Origin of the sequence: Microbacterium suwonense (assembly GCF_030296555.1) — a bacterium.
In the GTDB taxonomy this organism is placed as follows: domain Bacteria; phylum Actinomycetota; class Actinomycetes; order Actinomycetales; family Microbacteriaceae; genus Microbacterium; species Microbacterium suwonense.
In genome coordinates, this window is the sequence record NZ_AP027728.1 from 306,144 (window position 1) to 320,406 (window position 14,263).

Below are 14,263 nucleotides of genomic sequence, written 5' to 3' on the forward strand. Positions count from 1 at the left end.
CCGTGCGATACCGGTGATCACCTCTCTCACCGCGCTGCGCCAGCGGGTGCTCGGCGTGCTCGGCGCCATCTCGATGTACCGTCTGGTCTTCTTCGCCCTCGTGGCGCTCGCGGTGGTCGCCCTGGTGTTCTCCTTCACCGACCTGGTCGTGCCCGATGCGGGGAGATCCTGGCATCCTTCGCTGTTCTCGCGGCCGCGATCTCTGCGGTCGACGCGATCTCGCAGCGGATCCTGCGCCTGCCGTGGCGCGTCGAGTCGTCGCTGCTCACCGCGCTCATCCTGCTGTTCGTGCTGCAGCCCTCGCTGACCGTCGCCGGGTTGGCGGGAACAGCGCTCGCGGGTGCCGTTGCGAGTCTGTCGAAGTATCTGATCGCCTGGCGCGGCCGGCACATCCTCAACCCCGCCGCATTCGGTGCGACGGTGGTGACCGTGTTCGGGCTGGGCACGTTCTCGTCGTGGTGGGTGGGCACGCCGGTACTGGCCGTGGCAGTCGCCGTCCTGGGTCTTCTCGTGCTGTGGCGCACCGAGAAGGTGCGCATCGTGCTGGTGTTCCTGCTGGTCGTGGTCTGCGTCTCTGTGGTGCATCAGGCCGTGCAGGCGCAGCAGGGCGGTGCGGCTGCGATGCCGGCGGATGCCGTGCTGTTCGCCATCGGGCAGACTCCGTTCCTCTTCCTGGGCGCGTTCATGCTGTCGGAGCCGCTGACGCTCCCGCCGCGCCGCTGGCAGCAGTTCGGCGTCGCGGGTCTCGTCGGCGTGCTGGCAGGCTGGCCGATCCCGGTGATCGGCACGGTCACGCTCGGGCAGGAGCGCGCACTGCTGATCGGCAACCTGCTCGCCTTCGCCTTCGCTCTGCGCGGTTCGGTGCGCCTGGTGCTGGACAAGCGCCGGATGGTCACCCCCACCGCGCAGGAGATCACCTTCCGCACGAAGGGGAGACTGCGCTTCCTGCCCGGGCAGTACCTCGAGCTGGACGTGCCGCACCGCCGGCCGGATGCCCGCGGCACCCGCCGTGAGTTCAGCATCGTCTCCGCGCCGAGCGACCTTCCCACGCTGCGCATCGCGTACAAGAACGGCGACCAGAGGCATCCCTCCAGCTACAAGCGCGCACTGGCCGCAGCCGAACCCGGTACGACCCTTGCGGTCACCGGAACCTGGGGAGATTTCCTGCTGCCGCGTGGCGGGGCGATCCTCATGGTGGCGGCGGGGATCGGCGTCACCCCGTTCGTCTCGCAGCTGCGTCAGCTGCACGCGCAGGGTGCGGAGCGCGACGTCGTGCTGGTCTATGTGGCGTCCGAGGCGGCCGAGCTGGCATACCGCGACGAGCTCGAGGCGACCGGCGTGCGTGCCGTGGTCTTCACCCGTGATGAGCCGCAGAGCCTCGCCCCGAACTGGACCTGGGCGCAGGGCGTGCGACTGGATGCGGCGGGGCTGGAGCGCGTCGTACCGGACATCGCCGCGCGCCATGCATTCATCTCGGGCCCGCCCCGGCTGATCGCCGACCTCGCACCCGCGCTGCAGAAGGCGCGCAGTCTGAGCACCGACGCCTTCGCAGGTTACTGAGCGGCAGCTGCCGTCGGCGGGGCGGACGGCGCCGTCGGGGAGGCGTCCGCGAGCGGCAGACGCACGGTGAACGTCGTGTCGCCCGGTTCGCTGGTGACCTCGATCGTGCCGCCGTGCCCCTCGACGATGGCCTTCACGATGGCCAGCCCCAGCCCGGTGCCACCGGTGCGGCGGGCCCGGGAGGCGTCGCCGCGCGCGAAGCGGGCGAACATCTCCTCACGCACCTCCGGATCGATGCCGGGGCCGTCATCGTGCACGCGCAGCAGGGCGGTGCGATCCTGTCTCGTCAGCGCGAGGGTGATGTTCGTCCCGGCCGGCGTATGGGTGCGGGCGTTGGCGAGCAGGTTCGCCAGAACCTGATGCAGGCGTCCGGCGTCGCCGGTGATCATCATGACCTGCTCGGGCACCTCCAGCTGCCAGGTGTGATCGGGGGCGGTTGGCTGCGCGTCGGTCAATGCCTCCACGGCGATCTGGGTCAGATCGACCGCGTCGTGCATGAGCTCCCGACCCTCGTCGAGGCGGGCGAGCAGCAGCAGATCCTCGACCAGACGTGTCATCCGCAGCGACTGCGCCTGGATGCGCTCCAGCGCGGCCGTGGTCTCCTGCAGCGTCGCGTCGTCGGCATCCATGGCCTCTGCACCGTCCGCAGCACCCGCTCCGGCCGTGCCGGCCGCCCGCCGGATGGCCTTGAGTGACAGTTCGGAGTAGCCGCGGATCGAGGCGAGCGGTGTGCGCAGCTCGTGGCTGGCGTCGGCGACGAACCTGCGCATCCGCTCCTCGTTGTGCTGCCGTGCCGACAGTGAGGAGTCCACATGGTCGAGCAGCGTGTTCAGCGCCACGCCCACTCTGCCGACCTCGGTGCGCGGGTCGGCCTCGTAATCGGGAACGCGCTCGGTGATGCTCACCTCTCCGCGATCCAGCGGCTGACCCGCCACCCGGGTGGCTGTGGCCGCGACGGCGCGCAGCGGCCTCAGCCCCATGCTGATCGTGAGCGCGGTCGTCAGCGCCAGCAGCAGCAGGCCGCCGAGGGTGGCGAGGGCGATCACGGTGAACAGCAGCGTCATGGTGTGCTGCACTTCGGAACGCGACAGCCCGGTGGCCACTACGACACCGTTCTCGGTCTGGGTGGCCGTGACCCGGTACGAGCCGAACTCGGGCAGCGTCACGGTGGCCGAGTTGGTGTGGCGCAGCGCGTTCGTGACGATGCGGATGTCTGAGTCGGAGATCACCTCCCGCGAGCCCGGGGTCACGACGATGCCGGATGCCGGCATTCCCGGCGGCGCGATCAGCAGCAGCAGGTTGATGCCCTGCACCTGATAGCCGGCCAGGATGTCCTCGGCGGTGAGCGTGCGCCCCAGCGGCAGCATCCGGTCGGCCTGCGCGGTCACGAGGATTTCGTCTTCGCCGCCGTCGTGTCCAGCTGCTCCTGCAGTCGCTGCTCCAGAGCGCTGCCGAGCGTGGCGCTGGTGATGACGGCGACCACGACGAGGATGAGGGAGACGAACCCGATCACGGCGGCCATCAGTCGTGCCTGTAGGCTCACCGGTCGAACGAACATGACGGCCCTACTGCGGTGACTTGATCATGTAGCCGACTCCGCGCACTGTGTGCAGCAGGGGAGTGCGTCCGGCGTCGATCTTCTTGCGCAGGTACGAGATGTACAGCTCGACGACCGACGACTTGCCGCCGAAGTCGTAGCTCCACACCCGATCCAGGATCTGCGCCTTCGACAGCACGCGCCGCTCATTGCGCATCAGAAAGCGCAGCAGCTCGAACTCGGTGGCAGTCAGCTCGATCTCGTCGTCGCCGCGCATCACTTCGTGGCTGTCCTCGTTCAGCGACAGATCGGCCACGCGCAGGATGGACTGCTCGTCGTCGACCTGCCCCTGGCCTGAGCGCCGGATCACCGCGCGCAGGCGGGCGATGACCTCCTCCAGGCTGAAAGGCTTGGTCACGTAGTCGTCGCCGCCGGCTGTGAGGCCTGCGATGCGGTCGCCGACTGAGTCCTTGGCGGTCAGGAACACGACCGGCACGAGGTTGCCCGCCTCGCGCAGTCGGCGCAGCACGCCCATGCCGTCCAGATCTGGCATCATCACATCCAACACGAGAGCGTCGGGCTCGAAGTCGCGTGCCGCCTGCAGCGCTTCCAGCCCGGAGCCGGCGGTGCGCACCTCCCAGCCCTCCATGCGCAGGGCCATGGCGAGAAGGTCGGTGAGCATCGGCTCGTCATCGACTGCGAGGATGCGCAGCGGGGCTCCGTCGGGACGACGAAGGTCGGGGTGCTCGTGGCTCATGACTCCAGTCTGCGCCAGCACCCCGACCTTCGTCTATGGGATCCCTATGAGAGATCTGTGGGTGAGGGACCGGCGTCCTAGTGCGTGTCCTCGGCCTCGACCTCGGTGCGATCGCCCGACCACAGCGTGTGGAAGGTGCCTTCGCGGTCGACCCGCTTGTAGGTGTGTGCGCCGAAGAAGTCGCGCTGACCCTGCACCAGCGCCGCCGGCAGACGGTCGGCACGGATGCCGTCGTAGTACGACAGCGACGACGAGAAGGCGGGGGCGGGGATGCCGGCCTGCGCCGCAGCCACGACCACGCGACGCCAGGCGGCCTGTGCGCGCGTGATCGCCTCGGCGAAGTACGGCGCGGTCATCAGCACCGGTAGCTCGGGGGTCTGCGCGTAGGCGTCCGAGATGCGGTTGAGGAACTGCGCACGGATGATGCAGCCGCCGCGCCAGATCTTCGCGACGGCGCCCAGGTCGATCTTCCAGTCGTATTCGGCGGCGCCGGCACGGATCTCATCGAATCCCTGCGAGTAGGCGACGATCTTCGAGGCGTACAACGCCAGTCGCACGTCCTCGATGAACGCTTCCTCGTCATCGACGGAGAACGCCTCGGCGGGGCCGGGCAGCCCCGCTGCGACGGTGCGCTGCTCGGGGTGCGAGGACAGGGAGCGGGCGAAGGTGGCCTCGGCGATGCCGGAGACCGGCACGCCCAGCGAGAGCGCGGTCTGCACGGTCCAGGCGCCGGTGCCCTTCGCGCCCGCCTGGTCGAGGATGACATCCACCAGCGGCTCGCCGGTGGCGGCATCGACCTGACGGAGCACCTCGGCGGTGATCTCGATCAGATACGACTCCAACTCGCCGGTGTTCCACTCGGCGAAGATGTCGGCGATCTCGGCCGGGGTCTTTCCCGTGCCGCGGCGGATCAGGTCGTAGGCCTCGGCGATCAGCTGCATGTCGGCGTACTCGATGCCGTTGTGCACCATCTTCACGAAGTGGCCCGCACCGTCGTGTCCGATGTGCGTGACGCACGGCTCGCCCTCGGCGACCGCAGCGATGCTCTTCAGGATCGGTCCGAGGGTCACCCACGACTCGTCTGAGCCGCCGGGCATGATGCTGGGGCCGAGCAGGGCGCCCTCCTCGCCACCGGAGATCCCGGCGCCGACGAAGTTGATGCCCGTCTCGCGGACCGCCTTCTCGCGGCGGATGGTGTCGGGGAAGTACGCGTTGCCGCCGTCGACGATGATGTCACCCGGCTCGAACACCTTCACGAGCTCGTCGATCACCGCATCCGTCGGCCCGCCGGCCTTGACCATGATGATCGCGGTGCGCGGCTTCTGCAGCGACGCGGCGAACTCCTCGTACGAGTACGCCGGAACGAACTCCGCCTCCGGATGCGAGGCCACCAGCTCATCCGTCTTGGTGCGGGAGCGGTTCAGCACCGCCACCGTGTTCCCCTCGCGGCTGGCCAGGTTGCGGGCCAGGTTCGACCCCATCACAGCAAGTCCGACGACTCCGATATTGGCTGATGCTTCGGGCACTGAGAGCTCCTCGATCGTGGTGCAGGTGCTTTCAGCGTATCCGCTGGCGGGCGACCGGGATCCCGCGTTTCATCGAAGGACGGCTCAGTCCTTGCGGTTGGTCGCGCGGCCCATCCAGTACATGGCCCCGATGGACGAGACGGTGCCCACGACGACGATCGCGCCGATGAGCCAGAAGACGACGTGGGAGAGGAAAGCGGCATCGAGCATGCCAACAGCCTAGCGAGCTTTCGGGTACGATGGAGAGGTTCCTCGGCGAGGGATGCCGCCCGTGCGCGCATCCGTGATCGACGCGGCGATGTGAGCCCTGGTGGTCTCCCTCTTCGCGTCCGCATTCGAGGCGCCGAAACCCATCGACCACCGTGCGGCCCCGCCGCACGTCTGAAGGAGAACATCATGTCCGACGACAACAAGGTCCACGTCGACCTCCGCACCAACTTCGGCAAGGGCTTCGCGCGACGCCTGCGCGCCGAGGGCAAGATCCCCGCGGTGGTCTACGGCCACGGCGGAGCCCCGCTGCACGTGGCGCTGCCCGGTCACCAGACCTCGCTGATCATCCGTCGCGCCAACGCGCTGCTCGACCTCGACATCGAGGGCAAGTCGCAGCTCGTGCTGGTCAAGGACGTGCAGCGTGACCCGGTGCGCCAGATCATCGAGCACATCGACCTGCTGGTGGTCAAGAAGGGCGAGAAGGTCGCCGTCGAGGTGCCCGTCATCGTCACCGGCGAGTCGTTCTCGGGCACCATCGTGACCGTCGACCTCGCGACCATCAAGCTCGAGGTCGAGGCCACGCACATCCCGCAGCACGTCGAGGTCTCGGTCGAGGGTCTCGAGGAGGGTGCGCGCATCACCGCGGGCGACGTCACGCTGCCCAAGGGCGCCGCTCTGCTCGACGACCCCGAGGTGCTGCTGGTGGCCGTGTCGCTGCCGGCTGCCGAGGTCGCCGAGGACGAGGGCGACGCCGAGGCCACCGAGGCTGCGGCTCCGGCCGCCGAGGAGCCTGCTGCGGAGTGATCCGCTGATGGATTCGACAGAGGGGGCGCGAGCTATCGCGTCCCCTCTGTCATATCGCTGGTGAGGCTGCGAGAGGAACTGAGGAGCATGGCATCCACCTGGCTGATCGTGGGCCTGGGCAATCCCGGGCCCCGTTACGCCGCGACCAGGCACAACGTGGGTCAGCTGGTCGTGGACGAGCTCGCCGCCCGTCGGGGTGAGCGCTTCCGCGAGCACAAGGCCGGTGCCCGGGTGGTGGAGACCTGGCTGCGCCCCGGTGGCGACAAGCTGGTGCTGGCCAAGCTCAACTCGTTCATGAACGTCTCAGGGGCTCCGGTCGCCGCGCTCGCGCGGTTCTACTCCGTGGAGCCCGAGCACGTCGTCGTGATCCACGACGAGCTCGACATCCCGTACGACAGCATCCGCCTGAAGGTGGGCGGCGGGCACGGCGGGCACAATGGGGTCCGCGACATCGCGCGCGCCCTGGCCACTCCCGAGTTCCCGCGAGTACGGGCGGGAATCGGGCGCCCGCCCGGCCGCCAGGACCCGGCGGACTGGGTGCTCGCGCCCTTCGGGCCCACGGAGCGGAAGACGCTGCCGAACTTCCTCTCCGATGTGGCGGATGCCGTGGAGCAGCTCGTCGGCGAAGGGCTGCTGGCCGCCCAGCAGAAGCACCACTCGCGCGGCTGACGCGTTCCGGCGGTCAGAGGCCGCTGGAGGCGGAGGCGAAAGCGCCGATCCCCAGGAAGATCGAGACCACCAGGAAGAAGCCGACCGGACCCAGCACCGACAGCACGATGGCGGTGATCCCCAGGCCGCGACCCCGTCGCTTGGCCGCTGCGACGATGCCGAGCACGATCGCACCGATGCCCAGTGCCGTGCCCGTCCAGAACGTGATCTCCGCCCACAGGACCTGAGTGCGAGCGGGCGACAGCACGGCGAGGTCGTCGCTGAACGAGGAGTCGACGCTGATGGCGACGCCCGGCAGGAGCGCACCGATCTGATAGGCGATCAGGCCGCCCACGATCGGAACGACGATCGCGGCGAGGAGTGCCAGGACCAGCGCTACGGCTCCCGTCGTCCGTGTGCCCTGCGGACGGGCGGGAGGCACCTGATAGCCGCCTCCCGGGTAGCCGCCCACGGATGCCTGATAGCCGCCCACCGGCACCTGGTAGGCGCCCGGGGGAGCCGCCGGAGGCGCGGGCATCGCAGGAACGGGCATCGCAGGAACGGGCGGCGGGCCGACGGGGCCGTCCCCGTCGGGGGCGGGGAACTGCGGGGTGCTCACGACATCCTCCGGCTCAACTCCTGCTGCGGGCCGTCAGACCCGGCGCAGCAGCCCGATCTTGTCGTAGACGTCGGCGAGGGTGACATCGGCCACCTCGTCCGCCTTGGCAGCGTTCCCCGCCAGCACGCGGTCGAGCTCGGCCGGATCGTCGAGCAGCTCGTTCGCCCGCTCGCGAACAGGACCGAACTCGTTCACGACGACCTCGGCGAGCCCCTTCTTGAAGTCTCCGTAGCCGCGGCCGGCGTATTCGTCCTCGATGGCGCCGATCTGCTGGCCGGTGAGGGCCGCATAGATCGTGAGCAGGTTCGAGACCCCGGGCTTGTTCTCGCGGTCGTAGTGCACCGAGCCCTCGGTATCGGTGACGGCGCGCATGATCTTCTTGGCCGATTTCGCGGGGTCATCTAGCAGCCACAGCACTCCGGCATCGCTCTCGGCGGACTTCGACATCTTCGCCGTCGGGTTCTGCAGGTCGTAGATGCGGGCGGTGTCCTTCTGGATCACGGCCTTCGGAATCGTGAAGGCCTCGCCGAAGCGCTTGTTGAACCGCTCGGCGAGATCGCGGGTGAGCTCGACATGCTGCTTCTGGTCGTCGCCGACGGGCACCAGCTCGGACTGGTACAGCAGGATGTCCGCAGCCATCAGCACCGGGTAGGTGAACAGGCCCACCGAGGTCGAATCCTGGCCGTAACGGGCCGACTTGTCCTTGAACTGCGTCATCCGCCCGGCCTCGCCGAAGCCGGTGATGGTGCTGAGGATCCAGGCGAGCTCGGCGTGCGCGCGCACATGGGACTGCACGTACAGTGTCGACTTCGACGGCTCGATGCCGGCGGCGATGTACTGCGCGGCCGTGCGTCGGGTCTTCTCACGCAGCTCGGCCGGGGCCTGCGGCACGGTGATGGCGTGCAGATCGACCACCGAGAAGAACGCGTCGAAGGAGGACTGCATCTCACGCCACTGCAGCAGCGCCCCGATGTAGTTGCCGGCCTGGAGGGAGTCGGCGGAGGGCTGCATTCCGGAGTAGAGGCGGGGTCTGGTCACCGTTCAATCCTATGCGGCGCATCGTGCGCGCCCGATTCCGTCTCGGGGTACGCGTAGTCGACCACGACCGGCGCGTGGTCGCTCCAGCGCTCGGCATAGGATGCGGCGCGCGCCACGTGGTAGGACTGCGCGCGCTCGGCGAGGGCGGGGAGGCCAGGTGGTAGTCGATGCGCCAGCCGGTGTCGTTGTCGAACGCCTGGCCGCGCGCCGACCACCAGGTGTACGGACCGTCGACTTCGCCGTGGAAGCGGCGCCCCACATCCACCCAGCCCAGCCCGGTGCCGACGGTGCCGTCGACACAGGTGATCTCACGGCCGGCCTCGCCGAGGAAGCGATCGAAATACGCCCGCTCGCGCGGCAGGAAGCCCGACTTCTTCCGGTTGCCTCGCCAGTTCTTGATGTCCAGCTCGCGGTGGCCGACGTTCAGGTCACCGGTGACGACGGCGAGCGCGTCGTCGGCCGCGAGCTCAGCCAGCCGCGGACCGAACGCCTCGAGGAACTTCCACTTCTCGTCCTGCTTCGGGGTGTCGGCCTCTCCGGAGTGCACATAGGCGCTGACCACGGTGAACGGCCGGTCGCCGAGAAGGAAGTCGCCCTCCAGCCAGCGGCCCTTCGAATCGAAGTCGTCGTCGCCGAAGGCGGTGCGGGTGGCCAGCGCCGGCGTGCGGCTGACGATGGCGACTCCGGCGCGGCCCTTCGCCGTGGCCGGGTCGTGCACGATCGACCAGCCCGGGAACGCGGCTTCGAGGTGCTCGTCCTGGCCACGCACCTCCTGCAGGGTCAGGATGTCGACGTCGGCGGCGTCGAGCCAGGAGTGCATCCCATTGCGCACCGAAGCGCGGATTCCGTTGACGTTGACACTGGCGACACGCAGGTGGGGCATGCCCTCCAGCCTAACGAGGGCCCCCGACATCGGCGGGCGGGGGAGCGGCATCCGCTGTGGGCTCCGCCACGAGCCTGGCGAGCTCGGACTCCGCCTCCCGCACCGCCCGATCGGCGGCCCGCTTCCGGTACCAGGGGGCCTCCATCCGGGCCAGGCGTGCGTCGCGCAGTCGCGCGCGTCCCTCCGCGATGCGAGCCCGGCGCTGCGCCATCCGCCGCTCCTGCTCGGTCTGCTCCAGCAGCGGGACGTCGCGGTCGTGCGCGGCGACCGCGATCCACGCGGTCGCGACCAGCATGATCACGCCGTTGAGGCGGAACCACAGCAGCAGCCCGATGAAGATCGCGAACGTGGCCAGCAGCGGATTGGACGGCGTGTAGCTCAGCAGGAAGCCCGCCCCGAACTGCAGGATCGTCATCGCCCCGCCGCCGAGCAGCGCGCCCGGCCAGATCGTGCGCCAGTCCAGCGCCGTGCCGGTGAGGAAGCGCACCAGGGCCGCGAGTGCACTGGACATCAGCACGAAGGAGAGCAGGACGGTTCCCAGCCGGATGCCGCTGTACAGACTGTCGGAGCCGACCTCCCAGCCCAGGGTGGAGAGCAGCCAGCTCAGCACGGACGCGCTCACCGAGCTGAGCGTGGAGGCGATCACCAGCGAGATCCCGAACAGCGCCGCGGCCAGCAGATCACGCGCCTTGAGCAGGAGGTAGCTGCGCCGCTGCGGCGGCAGGGCGAACATGTCGCGGACGGCGCGGCGCGAGAAGGTGACCCAGCCGACCGCTGTCCACACGACCGTGAAGAGGGCGATCAGACCTGTCACGCTCAGCACGCTGGTGGTGCTGGTGGCGATCTCCTGCACCTGTGCGCGCGTGATGACGCCGACGCCTTCGACCTCGCCGATCAGGTTCGGGATGTACCCGTTGATCATCGTGATCAGCGCATCGACGGCCTCAGCGCTTCCGCCGAGCCAGAGCCACAGACCGGTGATCGCGAACGCCAGGTAGATGGCGGCGAAGATCGCGAACAGCGCCTGATAGCTGACCCCCGCGGCCAGCACGAACCCGTTGTTGAGCAGGAAGTGCCGCCACACGCGCACCGGGAACAGGCCGGCGGTTCGCCGGGCGAGAACGGCCGCGCGCCCGGCTGAGTCGATCAGTCGGGCGCGCATGCGGAGAAACGGGCGTTCAGCGGCCGCCGCGGAGGACGGCCTGCTTGACCTCGGCGATGGCCTTGGTGACCTCGATGCCGCGCGGGCAGGCCTCGGTGCAGTTGAAGGTCGTGCGGCAGCGCCACACGCCCTCCTTGTCGTTGAGGATGTCCAGGCGCACATCGGCGGCGTCATCGCGCGAGTCGAAGATGAAGCGGTGCGCGTTCACGATCGCGGCGGGGCCGAAGTACTGTCCGTCGGTCCAGAACACCGGGCAGGACGAGGTGCACGCCGCGCACAGGATGCACTTGGTGGTGTCGTCGAAGATCGCGCGATCGGCGATCGACTGCACACGCTCCTTGCCCTTCTCGGGGGTGGAGTTGGCGATCAGGAACGGCTGCACCTCACGGTACGAGGCGAAGAACGGCTCCATGTCGACGATGAGGTCCTTCTCCAGCGGAAGGCCCTTGATGGCCTCGATGTAGATCGGCTTGGAGATGTCGAGGTCCTTGATCAGCGTCTTGCAGGCCAGGCGGTTGCGGCCGTTGATGCGCATGGCATCCGATCCGCAGATGCCGTGCGCGCAGGAGCGGCGGAAGCTCAGCGACCCGTCGACCTCCCACTTGATCTTGTGCAGCGCGTCGAGCACGCGATCGGTCGCATACAGCTCCACGTCGTAGTCCACCCAGCGCGGCTCCTCATCGACCTCCGGGTCGAAGCGCCGGATGATGAAGGTGACCAGGAACGTCTGCACACCCGATTCGTTGGATGGAGCCTCTGCGACGGCGTTCGACATGCTCAGTACTTCCTCTCCAGCGGCGGGTAGTTCAGCTCGCCCTTGTCGTTCTTGGTGAAGACCACGGGCTTCCAGTCGAGCTTGATGTGATCCGTGGCGTCGGACGAGTGCGGGTCGCCCACCAGGTACGCCATGGTGTGCTTCATGTAGTTCTCGTCGTCACGGTTCGGATAGTCATCGCGCATGTGACCGCCGCGGCTCTCCTTGCGGTTGCGGGCCGCATAGACGACGACCTCGGCGATGTCGAGCAGGAAGCCCAGCTCGACCGCCTCGAGCAGGTCGGTGTTGAACCGGCGGCCCTTGTCGTCGACGTGGATGTTCTTGTAGCGCTCGCGCAGCTCCTCGATCACGCCCAGCACGTGCTCGAGCGACTCATCGGTGCGGAACACCTGAGCGCCCTTGTCCATCTCGTCCTGCAGCTTCTTGCGCAGCACGGCGATGCGCTCGGTTCCCTGGTTCTCACGCAGGCCGTCGATCATGCCCTTGACGAAGTCGGCGGGGTTCTCGGGCAGCGGGACGAACTCCGCGGTCTTGACGTACTCGACCGCGTTGCGGCCGGCGCGCTTGCCGAAGACGTTGATGTCCAGCAGCGAGTTGGTGCCCAGGCGGTTCGAGCCGTGCACCGAGACGCAGGCGCATTCTCCTGCGGCGTACAGGCCGGGCACCGGAGTGGTGTTGTCCGCGAGCACCTGCGCATCGTTGTTAGTGGGGATGCCGCCCATCGCGTAGTGCGCGGTGGGCATCACCGGGACCGGCTCGACGACCGGATCCACGCCCAGGTAGGTGCGGGCGAACTCGGTGATATCGGGGAGCTTGGTCTCGAGGACCTCGGCGCCCAGGTGCGTGCAGTCCAGCAGCACGTAGTCCTTGTGAGGGCCGGCGCCGCGGCCCTCCAGCACCTCCTGCACCATGCTGCGTGCGACGATGTCGCGCGGTGCGAGGTCCTTGATGGTGGGGGCGTAGCGCTCCATGAAGCGCTCGCCGGAGGCGTTGCGCAGGATCGCGCCCTCGCCGCGGGCACCCTCGGTGAGCAGGATGCCGAGGCCGGCGAGGCCCGTGGGGTGGAACTGGAAGAACTCCAGATCCTCCAGCGGCAGGCCCTTGCGCCAGACGATGCCGACGCCGTCGCCGGTGAGGGTGTGGGCGTTGGAGGTGGTCTTGAAGATCTTGCCGAAGCCGCCGGTGGCGAAGATGACCGACTTCGCGTGGAACACGTGCAGCTCGCCGGTGGCCAGGTCGTAGGAGACCACGCCGGCGACCTGGGTGGCGCCCTCGTCGTCCTTCACGGTGATCAGGTCGAGCACGTAGTACTCGTTGAAGAAGTTGATGCCCAGCTTGACGCAGTTCTGGAACAGCGTCTGCAGGATCATGTGCCCGGTGCGGTCGGCGGCGTAGCAGGCGCGGCGCACCGCGGCCTTGCCGTGCTCGGAGGTATGCCCGCCGAAGCGGCGCTGGTCGATCTTGCCCTCCGGCGTGCGGTTGAAGGGCAGCCCCATGTTCTCCAGGTCGATGACCGCGTCGATGGCCTCCTTGGCCAGGATCTCCGCGGCATCCTGGTCGACGAGGTAGTCACCGCCCTTGACGGTGTCGTAGGTGTGCCACTCCCAGTTGTCATCCTCGACGTTCGCAAGGGCCGCGGCCATGCCGCCCTGCGCGGCGCCGGTGTGCGAGCGCGTCGGGTACAGCTTGGAGATCACCGCGGTCCGCGCGTGCGGCCCGGCCTCGATCGCGGCGCGCATGCCGGCGCCGCCGGCGCCGACGATGACGATGTCGAACTCGTGGTAGTGCACGCCGTCGCGGATGACGGAGTCAGGGGTCTGAGTGGTCACTGTGTTGTTCTGCCTTCTTCGTCTACTTGGCCAGGGCCTGGCAGGTCTGCCACATCGCGCCGTCTTCGAGGACGCCGTTGCAGGGGTCGAATGTGAACACCACCAGGGTGCCGAGGATGATCAGCAGCGCCGCGGCCAGGCCGAGGGCCCAGACCAGCGCCTTGCGCGGACGCTCGTGGGTGACGTAGTCGTTCACGATGGTGCGCATGCCGTTCGCGCCGTGGATCAGTGCGAGCCAGAGCATCAGCACGTCCCACCACTGCCAGAACGGCGTGGCGTACTTGCCTGCGACGAACGCGAAGTCGATCGCGTGGATGCCCTCGCCGTCCATCAGGTTGATGTACAGGTGTCCGAAGATCAGCACGATCAGGATCACGCCCGAGCCGCGCATGAACATCCAGCCGAGCTTCTCGAGGTTCGACTTGCGCCTGCGGCGGGCGACGGGAGCGGGTGCGGCGGTCTGCGTGGACATCAGTGGGACCCTCCGAACGCGAGCATCAGGTGTCGAGCGGCGAAGCCGCCCACCAGGACGACCCAGACGCCGATGACGATCCAGAACAGCTGACGCTGGTACTTCGCACCCTTGGACCAGAAGTCCACCAGGATGATGCGCAGGCCGTTCATGGCGTGGAAGACGATGCCGGCGACCAGCACGACCTCGCCGAGTGCCATGATCGGGTTCTTGTAGGTGCCGATCACCGCGTTGTACGCCTCGGGGGAGACGCGGATCAGCGCTGTGTCCAGCACGTGCACCAGCAGGAAGAAGAAGATGGCCACACCGGTGATGCGATGCAGTACCCAGGACCACATCCCCTCACGACCCCGGTAGAGCGTGCCGCGTGGAGCCTTCGAGGTGGTCTCCGATATCGACGGTGTCAAGCGTGGTGTGCTCGTGGACACGTCGTCCTCCCTGCT

At 68.4% G+C, this 14,263-nt stretch carries 16 protein-coding genes and 1 pseudogene; 4 read left to right on the top strand and 13 right to left on the bottom strand.

The window, feature by feature from the left end; translation table 11 throughout:
• Positions 1 to 13: 13 nt before the first annotated feature.
• Together QUE33_RS15940 and QUE33_RS01570 are read left to right on the top strand one after the other, a co-directional pair.
• Positions 14 to 307 carry a hypothetical protein gene (locus QUE33_RS15940; RefSeq protein WP_350226487.1) on the top strand — a complete coding sequence of 98 codons (294 nt, stop codon included), beginning with the start codon at positions 14 to 16 and terminating at the stop codon, positions 305 to 307.
• Positions 289 to 1,560, top strand: coding sequence for an FAD-dependent oxidoreductase (locus tag QUE33_RS01570; RefSeq protein WP_350226488.1), 1,272 nt, complete (start codon positions 289 to 291; stop codon positions 1,558 to 1,560). The genes QUE33_RS15940 and QUE33_RS01570 overlap by 19 nt, the downstream gene beginning before the upstream one ends.
• On the opposite strand, the gene QUE33_RS01575 is transcribed toward QUE33_RS01570, so the two are convergent.
• From QUE33_RS01575 to QUE33_RS01595, 5 genes are all read right to left on the bottom strand, one after another.
• Positions 1,554 to 2,948 (bottom strand): sensor histidine kinase, encoded by a 1,395-nt coding sequence (locus QUE33_RS01575; protein ID WP_434019607.1) that lies wholly within the window; start codon positions 2,946 to 2,948, stop codon positions 1,554 to 1,556. The genes QUE33_RS01570 and QUE33_RS01575 overlap by 7 nt on opposite strands.
• Positions 2,945 to 3,082 carry a hypothetical protein gene (locus tag QUE33_RS01580; protein WP_286301526.1) on the bottom strand — a complete coding sequence of 46 codons (138 nt, stop codon included), beginning with the start codon at positions 3,080 to 3,082 and terminating at the stop codon, positions 2,945 to 2,947. Before QUE33_RS01580 ends, QUE33_RS01575 begins: the two co-directional genes overlap by 4 nt.
• A gap of 43 nt (positions 3,083 to 3,125) precedes the next feature.
• Entirely contained in the window at positions 3,126 to 3,854 is a 729-nt protein-coding gene (locus QUE33_RS01585; RefSeq protein WP_286301529.1) for a response regulator transcription factor, read from the bottom strand.
• Between the two features lie 77 nt (positions 3,855 to 3,931).
• Positions 3,932 to 5,335 (bottom strand): NADP-dependent phosphogluconate dehydrogenase, encoded by a 1,404-nt coding sequence (gnd, locus tag QUE33_RS01590; RefSeq protein ID WP_286302983.1) that lies wholly within the window; start codon positions 5,333 to 5,335, stop codon positions 3,932 to 3,934.
• A gap of 129 nt (positions 5,336 to 5,464) precedes the next feature.
• Positions 5,465 to 5,590: a hypothetical protein gene (locus QUE33_RS01595; protein ID WP_286301530.1), complete on the bottom strand. Its 126-nt coding sequence runs from the start codon at positions 5,588 to 5,590 to the stop codon at positions 5,465 to 5,467.
• 186 nt (positions 5,591 to 5,776) lie between these two features.
• Here QUE33_RS01595 and QUE33_RS01600 point away from each other — a divergent pair, with 186 nt between their 5' ends.
• Both QUE33_RS01600 and pth read left to right on the top strand, forming a co-directional pair.
• On the top strand, positions 5,777 to 6,394 hold the full coding sequence (locus tag QUE33_RS01600; protein ID WP_286301531.1) for a 50S ribosomal protein L25/general stress protein Ctc: 618 nt from the start codon (positions 5,777 to 5,779) through the stop codon (positions 6,392 to 6,394).
• Between the two features lie 87 nt (positions 6,395 to 6,481).
• Positions 6,482 to 7,063 (top strand): aminoacyl-tRNA hydrolase, encoded by a 582-nt coding sequence (pth, locus tag QUE33_RS01605; RefSeq protein ID WP_286301532.1) that lies wholly within the window; start codon positions 6,482 to 6,484, stop codon positions 7,061 to 7,063.
• A gap of 13 nt (positions 7,064 to 7,076) precedes the next feature.
• Here the strand turns inward: pth and QUE33_RS01610 are convergent, their stop codons facing one another.
• From QUE33_RS01610 to sdhC, 8 genes and pseudogenes are all read right to left on the bottom strand, one after another.
• Positions 7,077 to 7,661 carry a hypothetical protein gene (locus QUE33_RS01610; protein WP_286301533.1) on the bottom strand — a complete coding sequence of 195 codons (585 nt, stop codon included), beginning with the start codon at positions 7,659 to 7,661 and terminating at the stop codon, positions 7,077 to 7,079.
• A gap of 33 nt (positions 7,662 to 7,694) precedes the next feature.
• A complete protein-coding gene (trpS, locus tag QUE33_RS01615; RefSeq protein ID WP_286302984.1) occupies positions 7,695 to 8,672 on the bottom strand; it encodes a tryptophan--tRNA ligase in 978 nt (325 codons plus the stop codon).
• 23 nt (positions 8,673 to 8,695) lie between these two features.
• Positions 8,696 to 9,582 (bottom strand): annotated as a pseudogene (locus tag QUE33_RS01620) (exodeoxyribonuclease III).
• Between the two features lie 10 nt (positions 9,583 to 9,592).
• The gene (locus QUE33_RS01625) at positions 9,593 to 10,744 is read right to left on the bottom strand and encodes a YihY/virulence factor BrkB family protein (RefSeq protein ID WP_286301534.1); all 1,152 of its coding nucleotides are present in this window, start codon (positions 10,742 to 10,744) and stop codon (positions 9,593 to 9,595) included.
• A 16-nt stretch (positions 10,745 to 10,760) separates the two neighbouring features.
• Entirely contained in the window at positions 10,761 to 11,519 is a 759-nt protein-coding gene (locus tag QUE33_RS01630; RefSeq protein ID WP_286301535.1) for a succinate dehydrogenase iron-sulfur subunit, read from the bottom strand.
• A gap of 2 nt (positions 11,520 to 11,521) precedes the next feature.
• The gene (gene sdhA / locus QUE33_RS01635; protein WP_286301536.1) at positions 11,522 to 13,348 is read right to left on the bottom strand and encodes a succinate dehydrogenase flavoprotein subunit; all 1,827 of its coding nucleotides are present in this window, start codon (positions 13,346 to 13,348) and stop codon (positions 11,522 to 11,524) included.
• A gap of 22 nt (positions 13,349 to 13,370) precedes the next feature.
• A complete protein-coding gene (locus QUE33_RS01640) occupies positions 13,371 to 13,820 on the bottom strand; it encodes a succinate dehydrogenase hydrophobic membrane anchor subunit (RefSeq protein WP_286301538.1) in 450 nt (149 codons plus the stop codon).
• The gene (gene sdhC / locus QUE33_RS01645; RefSeq protein WP_286302986.1) at positions 13,820 to 14,158 is read right to left on the bottom strand and encodes a succinate dehydrogenase, cytochrome b556 subunit; all 339 of its coding nucleotides are present in this window, start codon (positions 14,156 to 14,158) and stop codon (positions 13,820 to 13,822) included. Before sdhC ends, QUE33_RS01640 begins: the two co-directional genes overlap by 1 nt.
• Positions 14,159 to 14,263: the final 105 nt, after the last annotated feature.

Bases quoted from the DNA above. Each gene is read 5' to 3' on its own strand.
- QUE33_RS01580 (WP_286301526.1), bottom strand. From the start codon at position 3,082: ATGGCCGCCGTGATCGGGTTCGTCTCCCTCATCCTCGTCGTGGTCGCC.
- QUE33_RS01585 (WP_286301529.1), bottom strand. From the start codon at position 3,854: ATGAGCCACGAGCACCCCGACCTTCGTCGTCCCGACGGAGCCCCGCTG.
- gnd (WP_286302983.1), bottom strand. From the start codon at position 5,335: ATGGGGTCGAACCTGGCCCGCAACCTGGCCAGCCGCGAGGGGAACACG.
- QUE33_RS01595 (WP_286301530.1), bottom strand. From the start codon at position 5,590: ATGCTCGATGCCGCTTTCCTCTCCCACGTCGTCTTCTGGCTCATCGGC.
- QUE33_RS01600 (WP_286301531.1), top strand. From the start codon at position 5,777: ATGTCCGACGACAACAAGGTCCACGTCGACCTCCGCACCAACTTCGGC.
- pth (WP_286301532.1), top strand. From the start codon at position 6,482: ATGGCATCCACCTGGCTGATCGTGGGCCTGGGCAATCCCGGGCCCCGT.
- trpS (WP_286302984.1), bottom strand. From the start codon at position 8,672: ATGCAGCCCTCCGCCGACTCCCTCCAGGCCGGCAACTACATCGGGGCG.
- QUE33_RS01625 (WP_286301534.1), bottom strand. From the start codon at position 10,744: ATGCGCGCCCGACTGATCGACTCAGCCGGGCGCGCGGCCGTTCTCGCC.
- QUE33_RS01630 (WP_286301535.1), bottom strand. From the start codon at position 11,519: ATGTCGAACGCCGTCGCAGAGGCTCCATCCAACGAATCGGGTGTGCAG.
- QUE33_RS01640 (WP_286301538.1), bottom strand. From the start codon at position 13,820: ATGTCCACGCAGACCGCCGCACCCGCTCCCGTCGCCCGCCGCAGGCGC.
- sdhC (WP_286302986.1), bottom strand. From the start codon at position 14,158: ATGTGGTCCTGGGTACTGCATCGCATCACCGGTGTGGCCATCTTCTTC.